Raw genomic sequence first — 19,661 nt, forward strand, 5'->3', positions numbered from 1 at the left:
TAACCCATACCTTATCTATTAAAGGAAAAAATATGAAAACAAACAAATGGCTAAAAATCACTCTGTTGGTAACAAGCTTACTGATGGGAAGTCATGCATCTGCAGACAAGACATTATTGAATGTTTCCTATGATCCAACGCGCGAGTTCTATCAGGAATTCAATCCTGCATTCACCAAACACTGGCAAGCACAGACCGGAGAAAAAGTCACCATCCGGCAATCTCATGGCGGCTCCGGCAAGCAAGCCCGCTCCGTGATCGATGGACTGGATGCCGATGTGGTCACGCTCGCATTGGCGGGCGATATTGATGCGATTGCAGCGCATGGGAAGCTGCTCCCAGAAAATTGGCAAACACGTTTGCCCCGTAACAGCGCGCCTTATACCTCAACCATCATTTTTTTGGTACGCAAAGGAAACCCGAAAGGCATCAAAGACTGGAACGATCTCGCCAGACCAGGTCTTTCAGTAATCACGCCTAACCCTAAAACATCCGGCGGCGCACGCTGGAATTATCTCGCTGCCTGGGAATACGGCAGACAGCAATTTGGTGAAGCCAAAGCAAAAGAATTTGTCGCAGATATTATCAAGAACGTGCCGGTACTGGATTCCGGTGCACGGGGTTCAGCGACCACATTCATAGAGCGTGGCATTGGCGATGTGCTCATTTCCTGGGAGAACGAAGCATTTCTGGCGCTCAAGGAATATGGTCAGGATAAATTTGAAATCGTCGTGCCTTCCTTCAGCGTCCTGGCAGAACCCGTTGTTACCCTGGTCGACAAGATCGTCGACAAGAAAGGCACACGCAAGATCGCTGAAGCTTATCTCCAGTATCTCTATTCGGAGGAAGGCCAGGAAATTGCCGCCAAACATTTCTACCGGCCAACGGATGAAAAAATTGCCGCAAAGTATGCCAAGCAATTCCCGGCCATCAAACTGTTCAAAATCGATGATGCGTTCGGCAGCTGGAAAAATGCACAGACAGTTCATTTTGATGACGGCGGGACATTTGACCAAATCTATCTGAAATAACCAGACAGGGGATATTGTGCAAGCACATCCCCAATATGAGCGATAAACGTAATGTAAGGAAAAAACATGAGTGTATTAATTGTAGGCGGAGATCAAGTTGAGTCGCTTAAACGCCAAGTGATTGCGCAAGGGCATACCCATGTCGAACACTGGAGCGGCCGCAAAAAAGGATTTCTCAAACGTTCACTCTCCAGTAACACGCGGCTGATTGTCATGGTGTGTGACTACGTCAGTCATAGTTTGGCGAACTCGCTGAAGAACAAGGCCAGCCGTAAAGGTATTCCCCTGATCTATTGCCGTCATTCCGCACATGAACTCAAACATAAATTATTGAACAAGGAAAAAATCGATGAAGGTTGCTGTCATTGCTACAGCTTTTGAGAAATTAACATTAACCCGAATATTTCATAAATTGGCGTGATGATCACGCAGGATTTCGATTAATAGGGAAGTTTTGAGAAGGAGTGGTGTAGTGGTTCATACACCCGACTGAGCAAAATCTTTCTTATTAATCAAAAGGCAAGTGAGGACACGTGCCAATTTATGAAATATTCGGGTTAAGTGGCAGAGAAGTTCTCTCGACTCGGTGAGTTATTTGAATGGATGAATCGTTACTAACGAATCAAGCCCTGCTGATCATTCAGAAATAGCAACTGGAATGCTCATCCCCATCAAAGAGACGACTCTTGCCGCGCAGATCAACGCCTTATTTAACAGGAGTTTTTCCATGTACACCTCCTCACCCAATACTTTCATTGTTAAAGATGAATTTGAGTTGATTCAATCGGCTACAGACTATCCGCTGGAACGTGCCGAAGACGATTGGATAAGCGGTCATTTCTATCATTGCAAGCTAACCAGCGCTTTTCAGCCCATTGTCAATACGATTCAAAATAAAACCATTGGACATACCGCCTATATCCGTTCGGAGTCGAATCGAGAAATTGTACTTTCACCTTGGCAAATTTTTGCCCAGGCCGCCAATGATGAGCAACTGGTTAACCTGGATCGTTTATGCCGAGCAATTCACGCCCTCAATTATTTCAATAAAACTTCCAGTTCAGACAAATTGTTTGTAAGCGTGCATCCACGTCTTCTGGAGAACGTTAAAATTGATCATGGTCGTGCGTTTGAAGATTTTCTTAATCTGATTGGCGTGAGAACTTCTCGAGTCACGATTGAAATTCCCCCCATCATCAATCGTTACAAGGAATTACTGCGCAGGGTCATTAATAACTATCGCTCACGCGGCTACCAGATTGCGGCTAGTTATGGTGATTCAAGTAGCAGTTTGATGCCGGAGCTAGGCAGTTTGTATCCGGATATCGTGCGGATCGAGGCATACGATCTGTTACATCATAATGCAGTTGATGCCCTCATCAAGAGAATACACCATTTCGGAGCAAGTATCCTGGTGTGGAATATTGAAACATTTGATCAGCTAACCGCCGCCAGACGTGCTGGGGCAGATTATCTGCAAGGAAATTATCTGAGCAAACCAGCACGGGCCATCCATACGATTTCGCCCGATTGACCCAAGAAATTCCGCACCAGGATTGAGTACAAATGCCCTAAGTAGATAAGAAAAATTGAATTCTTTAGGAGTGATAAGGTGAGTACATTCAAGCAGCATAGCGTGTTACCAGGATTTAATCTGGCGTTGGGATTTACGTTACTCTATCTGAGCCTGATCGTCCTGATCCCGCTCTCGGCCGCGTTCATCCGTACTACTGAATTGCCCTGGCCGCAGTTCTGGGCCACAGTGACTTCGCCGCGTGTGCTGGCTTCCTATCAACTGACATTTGGCGCCTCATTTGCCGCTGCCCTGACCAACGCCGCATTCGGGTTGCTGGTGGCCTGGGTGCTGGTTCGTTATCAATTTCCTGGCAAACGGATCGTTGATGCCCTGATAGACTTGCCGTTTGCCCTGCCCACTGCTGTGGCAGGCATTGCCCTTACGGCCCTATATGCCGGCAATGGCTGGATCGGTCAATTCCTCGAGCCGCTCGGCATCAAGGTGGCTTTTACCCCTCTTGGCGTCTACGTAGCGCTGACGTTTATTGGCCTGCCGTTCGTGGTGCGCACGGTGCAACCGGTGCTGGAAGATATCGAGACCGAACTGGAAGAAGCGGCAGCCATGCTGGGTGCGAACCGGCTACAGACTTTCTTGCGGATCATTTTTCCGACTATTTTTCCGGCACTCATGACAGGTTTTGCGCTGGCATTTGCGCGCGCTATCGGAGAATACGGATCGGTCATATTCATCGCTGGCAATATGCCCATGATTTCGGAAATCACGCCGCTTCTGATCATTACCAAACTGGAACAGTATGACTATGCTGGCGCAACCGCCATTGCGGTCGTCATGCTGCTCATCTCTTTTGTTCTGTTACTCATTATCAACCTGTTGCAATGGTGGAGCCGCCGTCGCAACGCATTAGCCTGAGAGACCCTCAATGACCACGATAACCCTTTCTCACCCAATCAAAATACAACAGCAGGCGATCATTACCCAGGAACCAGCTTGGGTGCGCTGGATGCTGATCGGGCTGGCGCTCACGTTTCTGGCGCTGTTTCTGTTCGTGCCCCTGATTTCGGTATTTTACGAAGCGCTCAAGAAAGGAATGGATGTCTATTTTGCCGCGATCACGGAGCCAGATGCCCTTGCAGCGATTCAACTTACCCTGACTGCCGCGGCGATTGCCGTGCCGCTTAACCTGGTATTTGGCGTGGCGGCTGCCTGGGCGATCGCCAAATTCGAATTCCATGGCAAGAACATCCTGATCACGCTGATTGATCTACCCTTCTCGGTATCACCTGTCGTTGCCGGATTGATCTATGTACTGGTGTTCGGTCTGCAAGGCTGGCTAGGACCCTGGCTGATTGAACATGACCTCAAAATCATCTTTGCAGTGCCCGGCATTGTGCTCGCAACGATTTTTGTAACGGTGCCATTCATTGCCCGTGAGCTGATCCCATTGATGCAGGCGCAGGGAACGGAGGAGGAAGAAGCCGCTGTGGTACTCGGCGCAAGTGGCTGGCAGACGTTATGGCGCATCACACTCCCTAACATTAAATGGGGTCTGTTATACGGCATCATCCTGTGCAATGCGCGCGCAATGGGTGAATTCGGCGCGGTTTCGGTGGTGTCCGGACATATTCGCGGCAATACCAATACTTTACCGCTGCATGTTGAAATTCTCTACAACGAATACAGCTATGCGGCATCATTTGCAGTCGCATCGCTCCTGGCGTTGCTCGCCTTAATTACGCTTGCCATCAAAACTTTCGTCGAATCAAAAGTAACCCCACAAAAAGGAAAATTAAGCCATGAGCATTGAAATACGCCATCTCCACAAGCAATTTGGCTCATTTGCCGCATTGCGCGACATCAACCTGAAAATCCATGCAGGCGAACTGCTTGCGTTACTGGGGCCTTCAGGATCGGGCAAGACCACCTTACTGCGCGTCATTGCAGGACTGGAAACAGCCGACACGGGTCAAGTGCTGTTTAATGACGAAGATGCAACCCGTCAGCATATTCGTGACCGGCAGGTGGGTTTTGTATTCCAGCATTATGCGCTGTTCCGTAACATGACGATTTTTGAGAACGTCGCTTTTGGACTGCGCGTTCGCCCCCGGCATAGCCGCCTGAAAGATCAGGAAATCCATGAGCGCGTCACTCATCTGCTGAAACTGGTGCAACTCGACTGGCTGGCAGACCGTTATCCCCACCAGCTCTCTGGCGGCCAGCGCCAGCGTATTGCCTTGGCCCGCGCCTTAGCGGTGGAACCCAAAGTACTGCTGCTGGATGAGCCATTCGGCGCGCTCGACGCCAAAGTGCGCAAGGAATTACGCTCCTGGCTGCGAAGACTGCATGATGAGATGCCTATCACCAGTGTTTTTGTCACCCATGATCAGGAAGAAGCACTGGAAGTATCCGATCGGGTTGTGGTCATGAACGAGGGGCGGATCGAGCAGGCTGGAACACCCGATGCAGTCTATGAGCAGCCAGCCAACCCGTTTGTGTACGAATTTCTGGGGCATGTCAATCTGTTCCATGGCCGGATACATCAAGGCCGTGCCTGGATTGGCGATATCGAAATTGATGCGCCCGAACACGCCGAAGCGGAAGATCTGGCCGCAGTCGCCTATGTGCGGCCGCACGATATCGAAGTCGACCGGTTCCTTAATGGTGACTCGGCATTGCCTGCGCGTGTCAGTCATATTCTTTCAGTTGGGCCGGTAGTGAGACTGGAACTGACCCGTGAAGATCATCAGGACAGAAATCTTGTCCAAGCCGAGATCAGCAAAGAACGTTTCCGTGAATTACAGTTAGCAAAGGGTGATCGGGTTTTTATCAAACCGCGCCGTCTCGATCTGTTTCCTCATCAATTACACTAACGCGAATTTATGAAATATTCGGGCTAAGATAGCATAATCAAATATCAGCAAAGGAATTAACCATTGAATTTCCAGCAACTTCGCATCATCAGTGAGACCGTTCGCCAGCACTACAATCTGACGGAGGTAGCCAATGCCTTGTTTACCTCGCAATCCGGCGTCAGCAAGCATATCAAGGACCTGGAAGACGAGCTAGGTATTGAATTATTTATCCGCAAAGGCAAGCGACTGACCGGACTGACTGAGCCGGGCAAAGAACTGGTCAAGATTGTTGAACGTATCTTGCTGGATACCCGAAATATCAAGCGCCTGGCCGAACAGTTCAGTCAGCACGATCAAGGCCAGTTAACTGTCGCCACAACCCACACGCAGGCTCAATATGCCTTGCCAACCGTAGTAGAAAAGTTTAAGAAAATATTTCCCAAGGTACACTTGGCGCTTCATCAATCCAGCCCGGGTGAAATCGTATCCATGCTGCTTGGCGGCCAGGCAGACATCGGCATTGCGACGGAAGCGCTGGAAAACACCGTCGATTTAGTCTCTTTTCCCTATTACACATGGCACCATGCCATCATCGTGCCTGCTGGCCATCCCCTGCAATCGGCCCATCCCCTTACGCTCGAAGCCATCGCAGAATACCCGATTATTACCTATCACCACGGCTTTACCGGACGGTCACGGATTGATCATGCATTTTCCCAAGCGGGCGTAGTGCCCGATATCGCCATGTCTGCTCTGGATGCCGATGTAATTAAAACTTATGTCGCACTTGGGCTGGGTGTAGGCATCATCGCATCGGTAGCATTTGTGCCAGAACGGGACGCTATGCTCGTCAGACTCGATGGTTCGCATCTATTTGAAAAGAATACGACCCATATCTCGATTCGCCAGAATCACTATTTACGCGATTATGCCTATTGTTTCATAGAACTTTGCATCCCTACACTCAGCGAATCCATGAAAATCAGATAATGCCTTCGGTCACATTAACCCGAATATTCCATACCAAGGCATTGCAGCGCAGCCATGTGCTTGCAAAAGCGTGCACTGAGAAATAGAAATTGTATGCTATTGCATTATTGCCTGCCTCTTTGTTATGTCTTAGCATTATCATGCAAGCCAAGCAAGTTCTGTGTGAAGTGTTACAGGAGATACTTCAAAGTTCGACTTCATCGATTTACAAACTTTCTTGCTCTTGTTTTTTAAGCATTATCCTGAGACCAAATTAAGGTTTTTGCTTATTTTAGCTTTCTTCAAGGAAGCGTAATTTCTGGTCTAATCAAGTGTTATTTGTAGTCAGCAACTATTGCAGTGTTACTCATATTATTGACTTTGTGACTTTGATCAATTCTGTAAGAGTTATAAGGAGTAACTGAAATGAATAATACGGTAAGAGCCTGGTTGAGTAAGTCACGCGAGGAATTAGATGAAATCTATCGCAATGCCACACCAGGAAATATTCCAGCGGGTGATACCCGTGGCACAGCAATTCTGGCAGGGTCGATCTTCTCAAAAATCGTAGCCGCCTTTGCACACCTCTTTGCTTGGCAAGGCAAAGTGTTTGATCTATTTTGCCCGGGTGGCCAGGCAGGTGTTCTTGTCAACAAAATTACACCGTTTGGTCTGACATTTATTGTCGCAAAAGTATATCGCGACAAAAGCTGGCTTGATGGGAAAGATACCATCGTCATTGATTATTCTAAAACTTCATTCATTGCCAAAGTGATCCGCGATGAGATTCGTGAAGTCGAACCCGGTGTTTATCTTGGGAAAGTGTGGTGGGGTAAAACACGTGTCCTGGATTTCGCCTTGACACGAAGCGATATTAAATAAGAAGTCGTTAAATGTTTACTTGAGATAGAAAACCATGACACCTCAATCTACTTTCATGATTGCTGCGACGGTGCGTGTTGGGCAGCTGAAAAACCTGCGCGCCTTGTTGGCCTCGATGAACAAAGTGCCGGGTCATGCTGACCCTGGTAATAGCTTGATTCCATTCAGCAGGTTTGATCGGTTGCATTTTGCGCGCTTTGTGATCATAGAAGCCAATACGACACACGAAATTAAAGAATTTGGCGTAAGACCAAGACCGTGGCGACCCACCCTTGCCTTTCTTGGTGACATTGATGGGGATACACATACTTTTTTAGCCGAACTCGCAGACCATGCGGACTCAGGTTTAAGAAAAATCTTCTCTCATTGCGAAGATTTTTCTGAGGAAAATCAGAATCTGCTGGGATGGATGAACGAACACAATATCAATCCCAAGGCTAATTATGTTAACTGGATCGGTCGAACTGTCAAACAAATACATGAAGAGGCAGCGTTACATCAAAGTTTGTCTGCCTATTTACAGAAAATTGTTGATGATGTTGGCCGGGAGAATATCCGTACCTTACGGCAGAAGCTTTTGTCTTATGTCGAAATGGAAAAATATCAAGGCAGACTTACGCTATCCCCGCCAGAACCGACACTCACTGAGTGGAAAGTCCGCAATCTGCTGCATAAGATTGGAGTCCCGTTAACCCTACTTCTCTTATCCCCATTGCTATTGGTTATCGCGCCTTTCTTTGCATTACGTTTAAGAATGCTGGAGCGTTCTGACCCCGAACTCTTCATTCGGCCTGACTACAAGCATATAGAAGAACTTTCAGCACAGGAAGATTGGGATGTCAGTAATCAATATAGCGTGTTTGGTGATGTGAAACCGGGTCTGTTTCGCTTGTTGACCTTCAAGTTCATACTCCTGCTGACCGACTGGTTTGCCAGGCACGTTTACAATCGGGGTTTTCTCACGCGAATAAAAACCATCCATTTTGCGCGCTGGGTGTTCATGGATAATAACCATAGAGTTTTTTTTGCCAGTAATTACGATGGCAGTCATGAAAGCTATATGGACGATTTTATTAATAAGGTGGGCTGGGGTCTCAATCTCGTCTTTAGTAATGCTGTAGGCTACCCTACTACGAAATGGATTATTAAAGAAGGTGCGCAGCGTGAGCATGCCTTCAAATATACGCAAAGGCGACATCAAATACCTACAGAGGTCTGGTATAAGGCTTATCCAGGGTTAACAGCTGTTGATTTAGCGCGTAACAGTCGTATCCGGCAAGGTATGGAAATTCGTCAATCGAATGATGCGGAAATCCGTGAATGGCTCAGTCTGATCTAGCAGGGAGTATAAAAATGAAAAAATCAAGCGATTTTGAATTTGATGATCTGCAAGGGTTGCTACGCTTTGGGTATGGAAAATTAACCGATACCTGTTTCATGCTGCTGAGTATTGCCAATGTCGATGCGGCTAAGCGATGGTTGGATATGGCGCCAGTCAGCAGGGCCATCAAAACAAATCCGCCACCTGATACGGCGCTGCAGATTGCTTTTTCTGTGCAAGGTTTAAAGAAACTGGGAGTGAGTGAATCGATTATTAATGGTTTTTCCGATGAGTTCATCTACGGTATGACCAGAAATGAAAATTGTTCTCGCCGTCTTGGGGATATCGGGCGCAATGCTCCAAAGTACTGGAAGTGGGGTAATAATTCAGCAGAGATGCCGCATATTTTGCTGCTACTTTATGCCAAAAAGGGAGGCCTCGAAGCTTGGCGGAGAACAGTTGAAGATGAGCATTTCTCACAGGCATTTCAGTTATTAAGACATTTGCCCACCTCGGATATGGGACGGATTGAACCTTTCGGGTTCGAAGACGGCATCAGTCAACCAACGATTGACTGGACATGCCGACAAAGCACGGACTTACATGAACGCGATCGTTACTCTAATTTATTGGCGGTTGGAGAGATGGTGCTTGGCTACCGTAATGAATATGGACAATATACTGCACGACCGCTCATTGATCCCAGAAAAGACAGGTACGCAACGGGTCTGCCTAATGCCGAAGATGATCCCACGCTGAAGGATTTTAGTCGTAATGGAACATATCTAGTGCTTCGGCAACTGGATCAGAATGTTCCCGGTTTTTGGCAGTTTCTTGACAAGGTATCGGGATCCGTGCCGGAAAAACGCGAACAACTTGCCGCATCGATGGTGGGTAGAGAACGTAATGGCACACCATTGATTGCGGAGCACATTCCAGGAATCTCACGCAAGGATCACGGTAACCATTTTACCTATGACTTGGACCCAACAGGAAATCATTGTCCGATTAGCGCGCATATTCGCAGGTCTAATCCACGTACCGGTGATTTACCGCCAGGTGTAACCGGCTTTATCAGCCGGCTGATTAAAATCCTGGGGTTTGGGCAAAAGCCGGAGGAGGACCTGGTTGCTTCCTCTCGTTTTCATCGTTTGTTGCGGCGTGGCCGCAGTTATGGTCCCATCCTTGCGCCGGAAGACGCCGTCAAACTGGACGCCCCTGTCGCCGAGCATGGTCTGCAGTTTATCTGTCTGGTCGCCAACATATCGCGGCAATTTGAATTTGTTCAGAATGCCTGGACCATGAGTAGTAAATTTAGTGGACTGCAGCAGGAAAGAGATCCCTTGCTGGGGAATCGCGAACCGCTAATGAGCGGTGAAAGCACCGATCATTTTAATCATCCCGAGCCATCCGGACCGATGCAAAAAACCTGTAATTTGCCACAGTTTATTACTGTACATGGCGGCGGATATTTCTTTATGCCTGGGCTGCGTGCGCTAAAGTACATTTCAGCCTTACCTGCTAACGGGAGCGATCACTCATCATGACGACGATCAAGAACCGAATACTCAAAGCTATTCACCATTTGCTGATTCTGCTGCTCCGTATTGAGCGCCGGTTAGAGCCTTGGTTCCGCCCGCAGTGGGACTATCTCTTTCGCGAACCCAGTTCAAGATTTATCCAGTTTCTAATTAATCGACGACGCAAGAACGAAGGTTTGCAACTGGCTGAGGAAAAATTCGACCCAGATGAAGAAAAGAGCTTAAATAAAATTGTCGACCTTATGATGGATCAGATGCGCGGACGTTTCAAACCGGGGGGATATGAGCGGGGTGGTAATACCAAAACACACGGCATTGTGCGTGCCACGGTGACCATACGAGATGACCTGCCAGAACATTGCCGCAAAGGCATTTTTGCCAACCCACGCAGTTATCCGGCCTATATACGCTACTCCGGACCTGGGCCAAATGTGCCGGCTGATATTAACGATGTCGGTTTTATGAGTATGGCGGTGAAGCTCATGGGTGTTCCGGGTGAAAAACTCATGAGTGAGGAGAAATTTACCCAGGATTTTATCACCACCAGCGGTGGCGCGACGTTTGTCACACCCAACACCCGAGAAAATGCCAAATTGCAATACTGGAGTCTGGTAGATATGACACTTTATTACTTCCTCAATCCGAAGGACTCCCATTTGCTTGACTTCTTTATGCAAAGCCTGTGGACTGCCACTCAGTATAACCCATTAGGACAGCGTTACTGGAGTTGCACGCCTTATCTGCTGGGTGAAGGACAGGCGATGATGTATTCATTCGTGCCAAAAACAAAGGACGTTGAAAGGTATATTCCCGGCCTGCCTTTTGGTACGCCTCCGTTCAATTATCTACGGGAGAATATGATCAAGACTTTGAATGAGAAAGATGTTGAGTTTGATCTTATGATTCAAATACAGACTGACCCTCATTTAATGCCAATTGAAGACGGCTCGGTACGCTGGCCAGAAAACCTTTCCCCGTTTATTCCCGCTGCCACAGTGCATATCCCGAAGCAGAAATTTGATTCGGATGCGCAGTTTGAGTTTGCTAAGCGGCTGAAAATGAATCCTTGGCATTGTCTCCCTGAGCATCGGCCATTAGGCAATCTGAACAGGGCGCGATTTAGAATGTATTACGAGCTATCCAAATTCCGTCAAGAAATGAATCAAACTACACACCTCGAACCAACCGGAGATGAGGTGTTCGATTAGCATCAAGGTATAAACTGGCTTTTCAATAACTCAGTACTTTATAGGACAATGAAGAACTGAAACAGAGAGCAAAGATAGGGAATTGTTATTAGTTGAGCAGCAAATCAAGTGATATTTGCAAAAGGAATAAGTCAGTACAAATCTTCTTAATAATGGTTTTTTCGGAGGTTCCTATGAAGAAATATAACCAAATACTCTTTTTCTTTGGACTTGGTCTAGCTTTATCTCTCTCCGGGTGCTCTGACGAACAGTCCTTAAGGATCGCAACCGAATGTATCAAAGGTGGTCATGCGAAGACGGGATCAATTATGGATGAAGCACAATGTGTGAATCGATCGGAAGAAACCATTCCTGGGGCGGATGAAGATTATTTCAAGGATATGGATTATGGCATCAGTCAGAACGCTGATAAGGTCGTTGCCGCTCTAGAGCCTTTTGTACCTGGTATCTCCCAAGCGCCGGATGAGGCCGTCAAATCTGTGATCAGAGGTCGAAACAATTGGATTGTTTGGACTGGCGGCAATGATAAGTTCTGGGATTATATGAATGCTAAAAGCTTTGGTAGCTTCGATCTATTGAAAGTATTGTCGAATCATCCTGAGCTCCAGAAAAACCCGGGATATAGCCGTGACAACCGGTGGAATTGGTTTGGTCTGGTCAATGAGCCGTGTTTTATGAAAAATACCGATGCGCAGGGCAAACTGGTCGGACGCCCTGACCGCTTTGGTTTGTATCTGGATATACGTGACCGGAATTGTTCTCCTGATCCTTTCGAGAACGAACAGAAATATCCAGGCATCCAAATCGGCGCACGTGGTAAAACCGTGCCTGTAGGATCTTATTATGGCTATGCTACGGGTATTGTAGGCCTTCGTTTGTTTCCAAATCCTGATTTCGATGAGACAGCAAAGAAGCGCTGGAATCCAGAAAAATACTACTCTGATCCTGAATACTACAATGATCCCAAATTAGTCAAACCTTATCGGGTGGGCATGTCTTGTGGATTCTGTCACGTTGGACCCAATCCAACCAACCCACCCAAAGACCCGGAAAATCCAGAGTGGGCTAATCTCAACTCCAATCCGGGCGCGCAATATTTCTGGTTTGATCGGGTATTCGCTTATGAAGCGGATAAAACCAGTTACGCCTACCAACATCTTCACACTAATCGGCCAGGCGCATTGGATACCTCGCTCATCTCCACCGACTATATCAATAATCCACGTACTATGAACGCTGTTTATAATCTTCCTGCACGTATGCTGAATGCCTTACGCTGGGGTGAAGAAGAGATCACCGGTGGTGAAAGAGACAATAAACAATTCAATCATTTTGAAGCAGTGCCTCCTAACAGCCCTCTCAGAGCATTTTTTAAAGAGCCTAGTAAAGTGCTGACACCGCGCGTTCTCAAGGATGGTTCAGACTCAGTGGGTGCGCTAGGCGCATTGAATCGTGTCTTCGTTAATATCGGTTTATTCAGCGAGGAATGGCTACAGCATATTAATCCTTTGGTAGGAGGAAAGCCATTTACTCCCTTCCCAATCAAAGCAGCAGAACAAAATTCCAGCTATTGGCGGGCTACAGAGCAACAGACGCTGGACACTGCTTTGTTTTTTCTAGCTGCAACTCCTCCAGACTATCTAAAGAAAGCGCCTGAGGGCGAGCGCTACTTGACCGATGATGAAGAAATCCTGGAACACGGCAAGAAAGTATTTGCTGAGAACTGCGCCGCTTGTCATTCGAGCAAGCTCCCGGAGGAAGCATTCAAGTTTTTTCCAAACAATGGATGTGTCGGCCCTAATTACTTGAATTGTTGGAATCAATATTGGAGTTGGACCAACTCTTCCGAATTCAAAGAAAAAATGACAAAGATCGTATTGGAGGAAGATTTTCTCAATGAAAATTTCCTTTCTACTGATTTGCGCGTTCCGGTTACACTGCTAGAAACCAATATCTGCGCTTCCATAGCCACTAACGCAATCAAGGGAGATACCTGGGATAATTTTTCGTCTACTTCCTACAAAAAACTGCCTCCAGTAGGGAATACCATAATTCATCACCCGGTTACCCGTGAACCTAAGGACTATGTCATGCCAGCCGGAGGGCTCGGTTACATCCGGCCGCCTTCTCTGACCAGTATTTGGTCTACAGCACCATTCCTTCTGAATAACACATTGGGTAAGTTTTATCCTTCAGGCTCAGTAGAGGATCGTATGGAATCCTTCGATATCAGCATAGAGCAGTTGCTTTGGCCTGAAAAACGCTACTGTGATCAAAAAGACTTATATTCATATGATGAGGAAAAAGGTTCGAAAGTTTATGGCTCGAAAACGGCAAACAGTTGTGAGGGGAAAACGTATCGCACTCGATCAGGCAAAGAAATACCGGGCATTATCGATCGAACCACAGAAAGGAGCGAATTAAAGATACCCAAAGGTTATCTGCCTTGGTATGTAAGAATTCTTCCTATTGGCGACGGACTGGAGCTTGGCCCATTTCCTGAAGGTATCCCGGTGAATCTGGTTTCCAATATCAATATGGAAATGAGCTGGGGCCAGCGACTCTCTCTTTCGTGGGATCTTGTAAAGACCATTGGATGGGATATCTTTGATTTGTGGAAAGCACAGGAACATCCTGAGAGCACTACAGACCAAGAACTGCGTGAAATTTTGAGCGGTATAGTTGATCCTTTATTAAAAGTTAATAAATGCCCAGACTTCGTTGTAAATCGGGGGCATTATTTCGGCACAGATTACCTGCCTGCAGAAGAAGGTAGAGCAGTACTCAATGAGAGCGACAAGCGGGCTTTAATTGAGTTTCTTAAAACCATGTAATTTTTCGTGAATAAAAGTGCCCCTGCTTGGAGCGGGGGCACTTACCGTGTTCTTCGGCTTGCTTTGGTTTTTTAACCAGTTTTCTCTCCTCAGGCATGGAGAATTAAGTCTGCAGGATATTACAAATAAAGTTCCTCTTTTAACTGGGAGGAAGTAGATTTTGGTGCTTATCGACACAGTTACGCTACCCCTCGGAAATCCGTCAAAGATTTTTGAGATAATTTTGCTGGAGATAATTTGTGATTAAGCCTGACTCTTTAGAGTGTAATCAGATTGATAGTAACGATTACGAAAAATTTGACTATGTCGTAATAGGTTCCGGTGCGGGTGGAGGGCCGCTTGCCTGCAACCTAGCTCTGGAAGGTTTCCGTGTGCTGCTGTTGGAAGCTGGAGGAGATGACGAACCTTGTGATTATAAGGTCCCGGCATTTCATGCGCGTGCTTCTGAAAATGAAGCCCTCCGGTGGGACTACTTCGTACGTCATTATGAAAACAAAAACCAGCAGGAACGAGATTGTAAGTTTCTCTCTGACCCTGAAAAAGATGGGGTACTTTACCCTCGCTCGGGTACGCTCGGCGGATGTACCGCGCATAACGCCATGGTTCTGATGTATCCCCACAATAGCGACTGGGATTATATTGCAAAACTGATGGATGATCCAAGCTGGTATAGCGAGAATATGCAAAAGTATTTCAAGCGCTTGGAGCGCTGCGAATACGTCCCTCGGTGGAAAATTTGGAGTCACCATGGGTTCGAAGGCTGGTTGCCAGTCAACCAAGCTCATTCTGAAATGCTGTGGAATGATAAGGTGCTAAAAAAATTGACGTTAGCCGCATTGAAAGAATCCCGGCGTACCATCACTAATCCTCTTAAAAGAATTATTCAAACTATTCTGAAACTTAGAACCCGCTTTGATCCTAACAACTGGCGTTTAATTTCCAGAAGCCCGGAAGGGCTATACATCATTCCGATTACTACCCAATACGGCAAGAGAATGGGAACCAGGGAGTATCTATTACGGGTTCATGAGCAATGTCCTGACAATTTGGTACTAAGAACCCACTCATTAGCGCAGCGCGTGCTGCTCGACGAGCATAACAAAGCTTATGGTGTGGAATATCGCGTGGGTGCTCATCAATATCGAGCTGATCCCCAGCATGAAAAGGCGGTTACTTCCGAAACGAAAACAGTTTATGTAGAACGAGAAGTGATTATCTCAGCAGGCGCTTTCAATACGCCGCAGTTACTCATGCTCTCCGGAATTGGTCCTCGGGAAGAGTTGGAAAAACATAAGATAGCGGTAAAAGTGGAACTACCGGGCGTAGGGAAAAATCTGCAGGATCGATATGAAGTGGGTGTGGTAACGAGGCTCAAAGAGAATATTCCCTTAATTGAGGGCATGAAATTACGCCCCCCTGAATTTGGAGAGGAACCCGATCCGCAATACGCCCTGTGGCTTCAGGACAAAGGTCCCTATACAACTAATGGTGCCACGATTGCACTAATCAAACGCTCTTCTTCCAGACATTCGGATGATGATCCAGATTTATTGATTTTTGGATTACTCGGTGATTTTTGTGGTTACTATCCGGGGTACTCTCAAGACATTGGCAAGGAAGAAAATATCTTTACCTGGACCATTCTTAAAGCTCACACTAATAACACAAAAGGTTGTGTCACATTGAGATCTAACGATGCACGCGATGTTCCGAAAATTAATTTCCATTATTTTTTCGAAGGTTCAGATAATGGAGAAGATCTGGAATCAGTGGTGGACGGGGTAGAAACTGTGCGTAACATTATCGGGCATTGTGGAGATCTAATTGACGAGGAAATTCTTCCAGGACAGAAAGTTAAGAGCCGTGAAGATATCCGCCAATTCATTAAAGATCAAGCATGGGGACATCACGCTTCCTGTACCTGCCAGATGGGGCCTGCTAGCGACCAGATGGCAGTTGTAGATAACCGGTTTCGTGTTTATGGTACGAGAAATTTGCGCATCGTAGATGCTTCGATTTTCCCCAAGATACCCGGTTTCTTTATCGTATCATCGATCTACATGATCAGCGAGAAAGCAAGCGAGGCAATTATTGAGGACGCGAGAAAAAGCGCTTCATAATTCATCTACAAAAACTTGACCGGCTCAACTGTGGCCGGTGCTGCCATTACTCCACCTTTACTTAGCGAACGCCTTGTCCCCCACCATATCTGATCTGGCTTTCCATTGGGTACTGTAATATTCTCCACGATCTCGCGCCCAGGGATCGAATACATTGACCACACCCTGGAGTTCGCCTGCTAGTTCCGGTAATGCTCTCAACAGAACACGCTTCATGGGAGAGACTGGTTGTTTGTGACCATTGGACATCCCCTGCTCTATTATTTCCGAGCCTGGTCCATTGTGCATCACCCACTCTACCCCAAGGGTGGTATAGAATTCTGGGCGAAAACTCGAGGTGAGGAACCGGTCGCTAAAGAGCCTGCGCGAAGCATTGAGAATGAACACGACAAACTGGGTTTCAGAAATAGCAAAACCATGCGGCCGTTTGAACTCCGCTAACCATCCGACTACTGTATCGACGTCCTCGATGTTGTCAATGAAGCTGCCATCTGGATGCCCCAGGCAATCGTTGATAGGCGATTTGTCATCGTTCAGTTGAGCCTGTGTGATTACCTTGGATTCATCGCACTGATGTTGCCCGTAGACCTCACGCAGCGTCTGCACGAGCTGTCCCTGCTCGCGCCGAACGGACGAGTTCTTGGGTAAATGCGAATCAATGAAATCTTCGAAGCTGGTCAATTGTTTCAGCCCATACTGCCGGCGAAACTCGTTATAACGTGGAATGCCTCGTTCCCGATCCCGAATGAGATCAAGCGCAGCGATATCGACCTGCTGAGTGGGTGACTGCAAGTGCGGCATCTTCAGGTTTTGCAAGAATTGTGGATGGTTCTGGAGCGTCAACTCTCCTGCTCGCTGGCGGCCCATACTGAGCGCCCAATTTGCCAGGCCCTTCCGTCGCATCACCTCGGTTGCTTTCCCCCTGAAGGTCTCCATTATGGGTATTTTTTGCTTGATGACGTTTGGATCCTTATTCCACTCACGGTACTCGATCAAGTCCGGCAGCAAAGGATGCAACCGGTATACCGTGACAAATTCTTCGGGAAAATTAAAGGGAGAACCAAAATGATTGACTCCCCCATTGATGTCGTCATTGCTGGTGAGTGTCCAGATATCCTTCCTGCCGCGATCGACCAAAGAATAGAATGGCGTTCCTTCATAGCGATGATTGCCTAACCCAAAAATGCCAGCCCCGCCAGAGAAAGCTGCGTAGAAACTATTTGCTTTCCTGACATCATCCGTGTTGTCGAGTTGACGAATAATTTCTCTCAGCACCTCGGATACAGCTGCATGTTCGTGGAAAAGACCGTGCCAGTTGGCATTCATCCCCCGGTACAGCGGTTCGTTATAAAGCAGTTGCGTGGTCCATTCGATGGTGTGGATCTTGGCGATCTCAGCAGAAATAACCAATCGAGCGACATTGAATAACTCGTCCGGTGTCACATCTTGATAGCGGATAACAACCTCAGGTTTTGCCGGATTTCTCAAGCCACTGTCTACATCAGGTGTTTGGGTGACAAGCTTGCGAAATTCATCGACAAAAGCATTGTGCTCTCTCGCGAAGACGTTGTGAAAGAAACTCAGTCCGATGGACCAGTTGTCAGGAAAAGCGGTAGCTTCTTGACCTGACCATTCCGGATTGATCGGATCGGTTGACTCAAAAGTCGGCAAGTACCCTAATTTATCGACTTCGCCCGCACTTTCATTATCGGACATCAACAACAATTTGGCTGAATCTTTGGGGTCTCTCTTAACTCGCTGGCTAGACCGCTCATCATAGCCGTAGAGTTGCGAGGCATCCCACCAAGCCGTCACATTGTTGCGTGTTGTCTTCGGTGTCCGGGTGAAATAGGGCTGGCCGTCATGCGTAAATGACCTGGGGGGCGTGTTGTCAGCGACAGGCGCGATATTGATCCTGTCATCTGGCCGACAGCCCAGCTTCTCGATATCCTCACTCGTCAATGGCTGTTCGATGTTGTCGACAAGTTGTGTCGCGCAGCCAGCGGTCATCCACTGTGGCTGATTGCGTTCTTCATCCACATGAGAGAACCAATCGTGGGTCATGAATTGAATCCAGAAAACCGCCAGTACATTAAAGGTCAGCGCCTTTTTGTAATCACACTCGGCCTCTGCTGTGCTGTCAGGCAAGCCATAGCCCCTTTGACATTTGTCAGGCTGAGACTGCATGCGGGTGAACAGTTTCCGACTAATGACCTGTGGATCAGGTTTCAATAGCCCTAATCGGTTACCATGGCGATTCTTAGTTATTTCATTTAAATCCAGGTCAGGAAAGGTCGTATCAAACTGAACGTTACGCGCAAAGAGTTGATGAGTTGAACCCATCAATGGATTGTAAATATCGTTACAGATTCCAGTAACGGTACGGAAACGAATTAATTCACCCCCACAGACCTTTTCCGGATTGCTCTCAATATCCTTATAATTAGGATGATTCGGAGGCAACTGCATTTCTGGCCAGGCTTGCAGCACTGGACCCGCCGTGCCATCACGGCCTGTGATATAGGCCTCGTAGGTTCCGCTATTGTCGAAAAGGTTGAATTTGATAAGCTCAATCCGTTGCAACTCCAATTCATAGAGGGCGCCGTTAAGACCACGCGCGTTGGGACCAAAAAATGTTTTATCTAACAGAGTATGAGGAGATAGTGACGAGCTATCACCAGTAGCCCAGTAATTTGGCCAATCCTGCCACGGGCTCTGGCTAAAGGTCACAGCATGATCTCCGCCGAGACAATGAGCCCTCCCCTCAGGAACCTTTCCCAGAAACCGCTGCTCTCTTATTTGTGCAACTCTCTGAATATCACCCTGCACGAACACCTTTAGACAGGATATCTCGGCATCCCAAACATTACATCCACTGAGAAGAAGCAATACTGCCATTGCTAAAAGTAGCGATGGATGGCGACATTTGAGGTAGAGAAAGGCCAAATAACCCTGGCTAAAGCCAGTAGATTGGGTTAAGAACTTAAAGCTCGGATATGTACCGGTTGAATTATTTGCCTTATTTAGGCTCCGTTTCAAATTAACGTTTGAATTTGGTCGAAAGCAATGTTCCAAGTTTCGCTTAATTATTTCTTCTATCATGTGACCTCCTTTGACACAGCTCTCCTTTGTTTGAATATAGGAGCGCATATCCCATTGAAATTTGCCACTGACTTTACGCGACAGATACCATCCTCTCCAAGTGAAGCGACACAGGCAATCTCAGTTTTACTTATTTAACCATTGATTGTCAATTTTGAGTCTTTTGCAATATGAAATGAGCGTAGTAATCGGCCTTCGGCCGCAATGCGTTTGAAAGAAACACGATGCGGCGAGATGTGCGGTAAAGTGGAATACCGCGACGGCGAA

General features: G+C 47.1%; 14 protein-coding genes. 13 read left to right on the forward strand and 1 reads right to left on the reverse strand.

What is annotated here, in order from left to right; genetic code table 11:
• Positions 1 to 32: 32 nt before the first annotated feature.
• The 13 genes from BLW34_RS09870 (at position 33) to BLW34_RS09930 (ending at position 16,292) form a co-directional block, all read left to right on the forward strand.
• Entirely contained in the window at positions 33 to 1,031 is a 999-nt protein-coding gene (locus BLW34_RS09870) for a sulfate ABC transporter substrate-binding protein (protein WP_090578913.1), read from the forward strand.
• A 66-nt stretch (positions 1,032 to 1,097) separates the two neighbouring features.
• The gene (locus tag BLW34_RS09875; protein ID WP_090578916.1) at positions 1,098 to 1,412 is read left to right on the forward strand and encodes a DUF2325 domain-containing protein; all 315 of its coding nucleotides are present in this window, start codon (positions 1,098 to 1,100) and stop codon (positions 1,410 to 1,412) included.
• Positions 1,413 to 1,689: 277 nt separating this feature from the next.
• Entirely contained in the window at positions 1,690 to 2,565 is an 876-nt protein-coding gene (locus BLW34_RS09880) for an EAL domain-containing protein (protein ID WP_256203729.1), read from the forward strand.
• Positions 2,566 to 2,643: 78 nt separating this feature from the next.
• Entirely contained in the window at positions 2,644 to 3,477 is an 834-nt protein-coding gene (gene cysT / locus BLW34_RS09885; RefSeq protein WP_090578922.1) for a sulfate ABC transporter permease subunit CysT, read from the forward strand.
• A gap of 10 nt (positions 3,478 to 3,487) precedes the next feature.
• Entirely contained in the window at positions 3,488 to 4,372 is an 885-nt protein-coding gene (cysW, locus tag BLW34_RS09890) for a sulfate ABC transporter permease subunit CysW (RefSeq protein ID WP_090578925.1), read from the forward strand.
• Positions 4,362 to 5,435, forward strand: a complete 1,074-nt coding sequence (locus BLW34_RS09895) for a sulfate/molybdate ABC transporter ATP-binding protein (protein ID WP_090578928.1) — start codon at positions 4,362 to 4,364, stop codon at positions 5,433 to 5,435. The genes cysW and BLW34_RS09895 overlap by 11 nt, the downstream gene beginning before the upstream one ends.
• 63 nt (positions 5,436 to 5,498) lie before the next feature.
• Positions 5,499 to 6,407, forward strand: a complete 909-nt coding sequence (locus tag BLW34_RS09900) for a CysB family HTH-type transcriptional regulator (protein WP_090578931.1) — start codon at positions 5,499 to 5,501, stop codon at positions 6,405 to 6,407.
• Between the two features lie 405 nt (positions 6,408 to 6,812).
• Positions 6,813 to 7,268 carry a hypothetical protein gene (locus tag BLW34_RS09905; protein ID WP_090578933.1) on the forward strand — a complete coding sequence of 152 codons (456 nt, stop codon included), beginning with the start codon at positions 6,813 to 6,815 and terminating at the stop codon, positions 7,266 to 7,268.
• A 34-nt stretch (positions 7,269 to 7,302) separates the two neighbouring features.
• A complete protein-coding gene (locus tag BLW34_RS09910) occupies positions 7,303 to 8,607 on the forward strand; it encodes a hypothetical protein (RefSeq protein WP_090578937.1) in 1,305 nt (434 codons plus the stop codon).
• A 14-nt stretch (positions 8,608 to 8,621) separates the two neighbouring features.
• Positions 8,622 to 10,136 (forward strand): Dyp-type peroxidase, encoded by a 1,515-nt coding sequence (locus tag BLW34_RS09915; RefSeq protein ID WP_090578941.1) that lies wholly within the window; start codon positions 8,622 to 8,624, stop codon positions 10,134 to 10,136.
• Positions 10,133 to 11,338, forward strand: a complete 1,206-nt coding sequence (locus BLW34_RS09920; protein ID WP_090541851.1) for a catalase family protein — start codon at positions 10,133 to 10,135, stop codon at positions 11,336 to 11,338. Before BLW34_RS09915 ends, BLW34_RS09920 begins: the two co-directional genes overlap by 4 nt.
• Positions 11,339 to 11,511: 173 nt before the next feature.
• Positions 11,512 to 14,172 carry a c-type cytochrome gene (locus BLW34_RS09925; protein WP_090578944.1) on the forward strand — a complete coding sequence of 887 codons (2,661 nt, stop codon included), beginning with the start codon at positions 11,512 to 11,514 and terminating at the stop codon, positions 14,170 to 14,172.
• Between the two features lie 239 nt (positions 14,173 to 14,411).
• Positions 14,412 to 16,292 carry a GMC family oxidoreductase gene (locus tag BLW34_RS09930; RefSeq protein WP_218138826.1) on the forward strand — a complete coding sequence of 627 codons (1,881 nt, stop codon included), beginning with the start codon at positions 14,412 to 14,414 and terminating at the stop codon, positions 16,290 to 16,292.
• A gap of 57 nt (positions 16,293 to 16,349) precedes the next feature.
• Here the strand turns inward: BLW34_RS09930 and BLW34_RS09935 are convergent, their stop codons facing one another.
• Positions 16,350 to 19,022: a peroxidase family protein gene (locus BLW34_RS09935; RefSeq protein ID WP_256203730.1), complete on the reverse strand. Its 2,673-nt coding sequence runs from the start codon at positions 19,020 to 19,022 to the stop codon at positions 16,350 to 16,352.
• Between the last annotated feature and the right edge of the window lie 639 nt (positions 19,023 to 19,661).

Source organism: Nitrosomonas sp. Nm58 (genome assembly GCF_900107335.1).
Lineage (GTDB): Bacteria > Pseudomonadota > Gammaproteobacteria > Burkholderiales > Nitrosomonadaceae > Nitrosomonas.

Excerpts from the sequence above, each read along its gene's own strand:
- cysW (WP_090578925.1), top strand. The coding sequence starts at position 3,488 with ATGACCACGATAACCCTTTCTCACCCAATCAAAATACAACAGCAGGCG.
- BLW34_RS09895 (WP_090578928.1), top strand. The coding sequence starts at position 4,362 with ATGAGCATTGAAATACGCCATCTCCACAAGCAATTTGGCTCATTTGCC.
- BLW34_RS09880 (WP_256203729.1), top strand. The coding sequence starts at position 1,690 with ATGCTCATCCCCATCAAAGAGACGACTCTTGCCGCGCAGATCAACGCC.
- BLW34_RS09915 (WP_090578941.1), top strand. The coding sequence starts at position 8,622 with ATGAAAAAATCAAGCGATTTTGAATTTGATGATCTGCAAGGGTTGCTA.
- BLW34_RS09925 (WP_090578944.1), top strand. The coding sequence starts at position 11,512 with ATGAAGAAATATAACCAAATACTCTTTTTCTTTGGACTTGGTCTAGCT.
- BLW34_RS09875 (WP_090578916.1), top strand. The coding sequence starts at position 1,098 with ATGAGTGTATTAATTGTAGGCGGAGATCAAGTTGAGTCGCTTAAACGC.
- BLW34_RS09905 (WP_090578933.1), top strand. The coding sequence starts at position 6,813 with ATGAATAATACGGTAAGAGCCTGGTTGAGTAAGTCACGCGAGGAATTA.
- BLW34_RS09870 (WP_090578913.1), top strand. The coding sequence starts at position 33 with ATGAAAACAAACAAATGGCTAAAAATCACTCTGTTGGTAACAAGCTTA.
- BLW34_RS09910 (WP_090578937.1), top strand. The coding sequence starts at position 7,303 with ATGACACCTCAATCTACTTTCATGATTGCTGCGACGGTGCGTGTTGGG.
- BLW34_RS09920 (WP_090541851.1), top strand. The coding sequence starts at position 10,133 with ATGACGACGATCAAGAACCGAATACTCAAAGCTATTCACCATTTGCTG.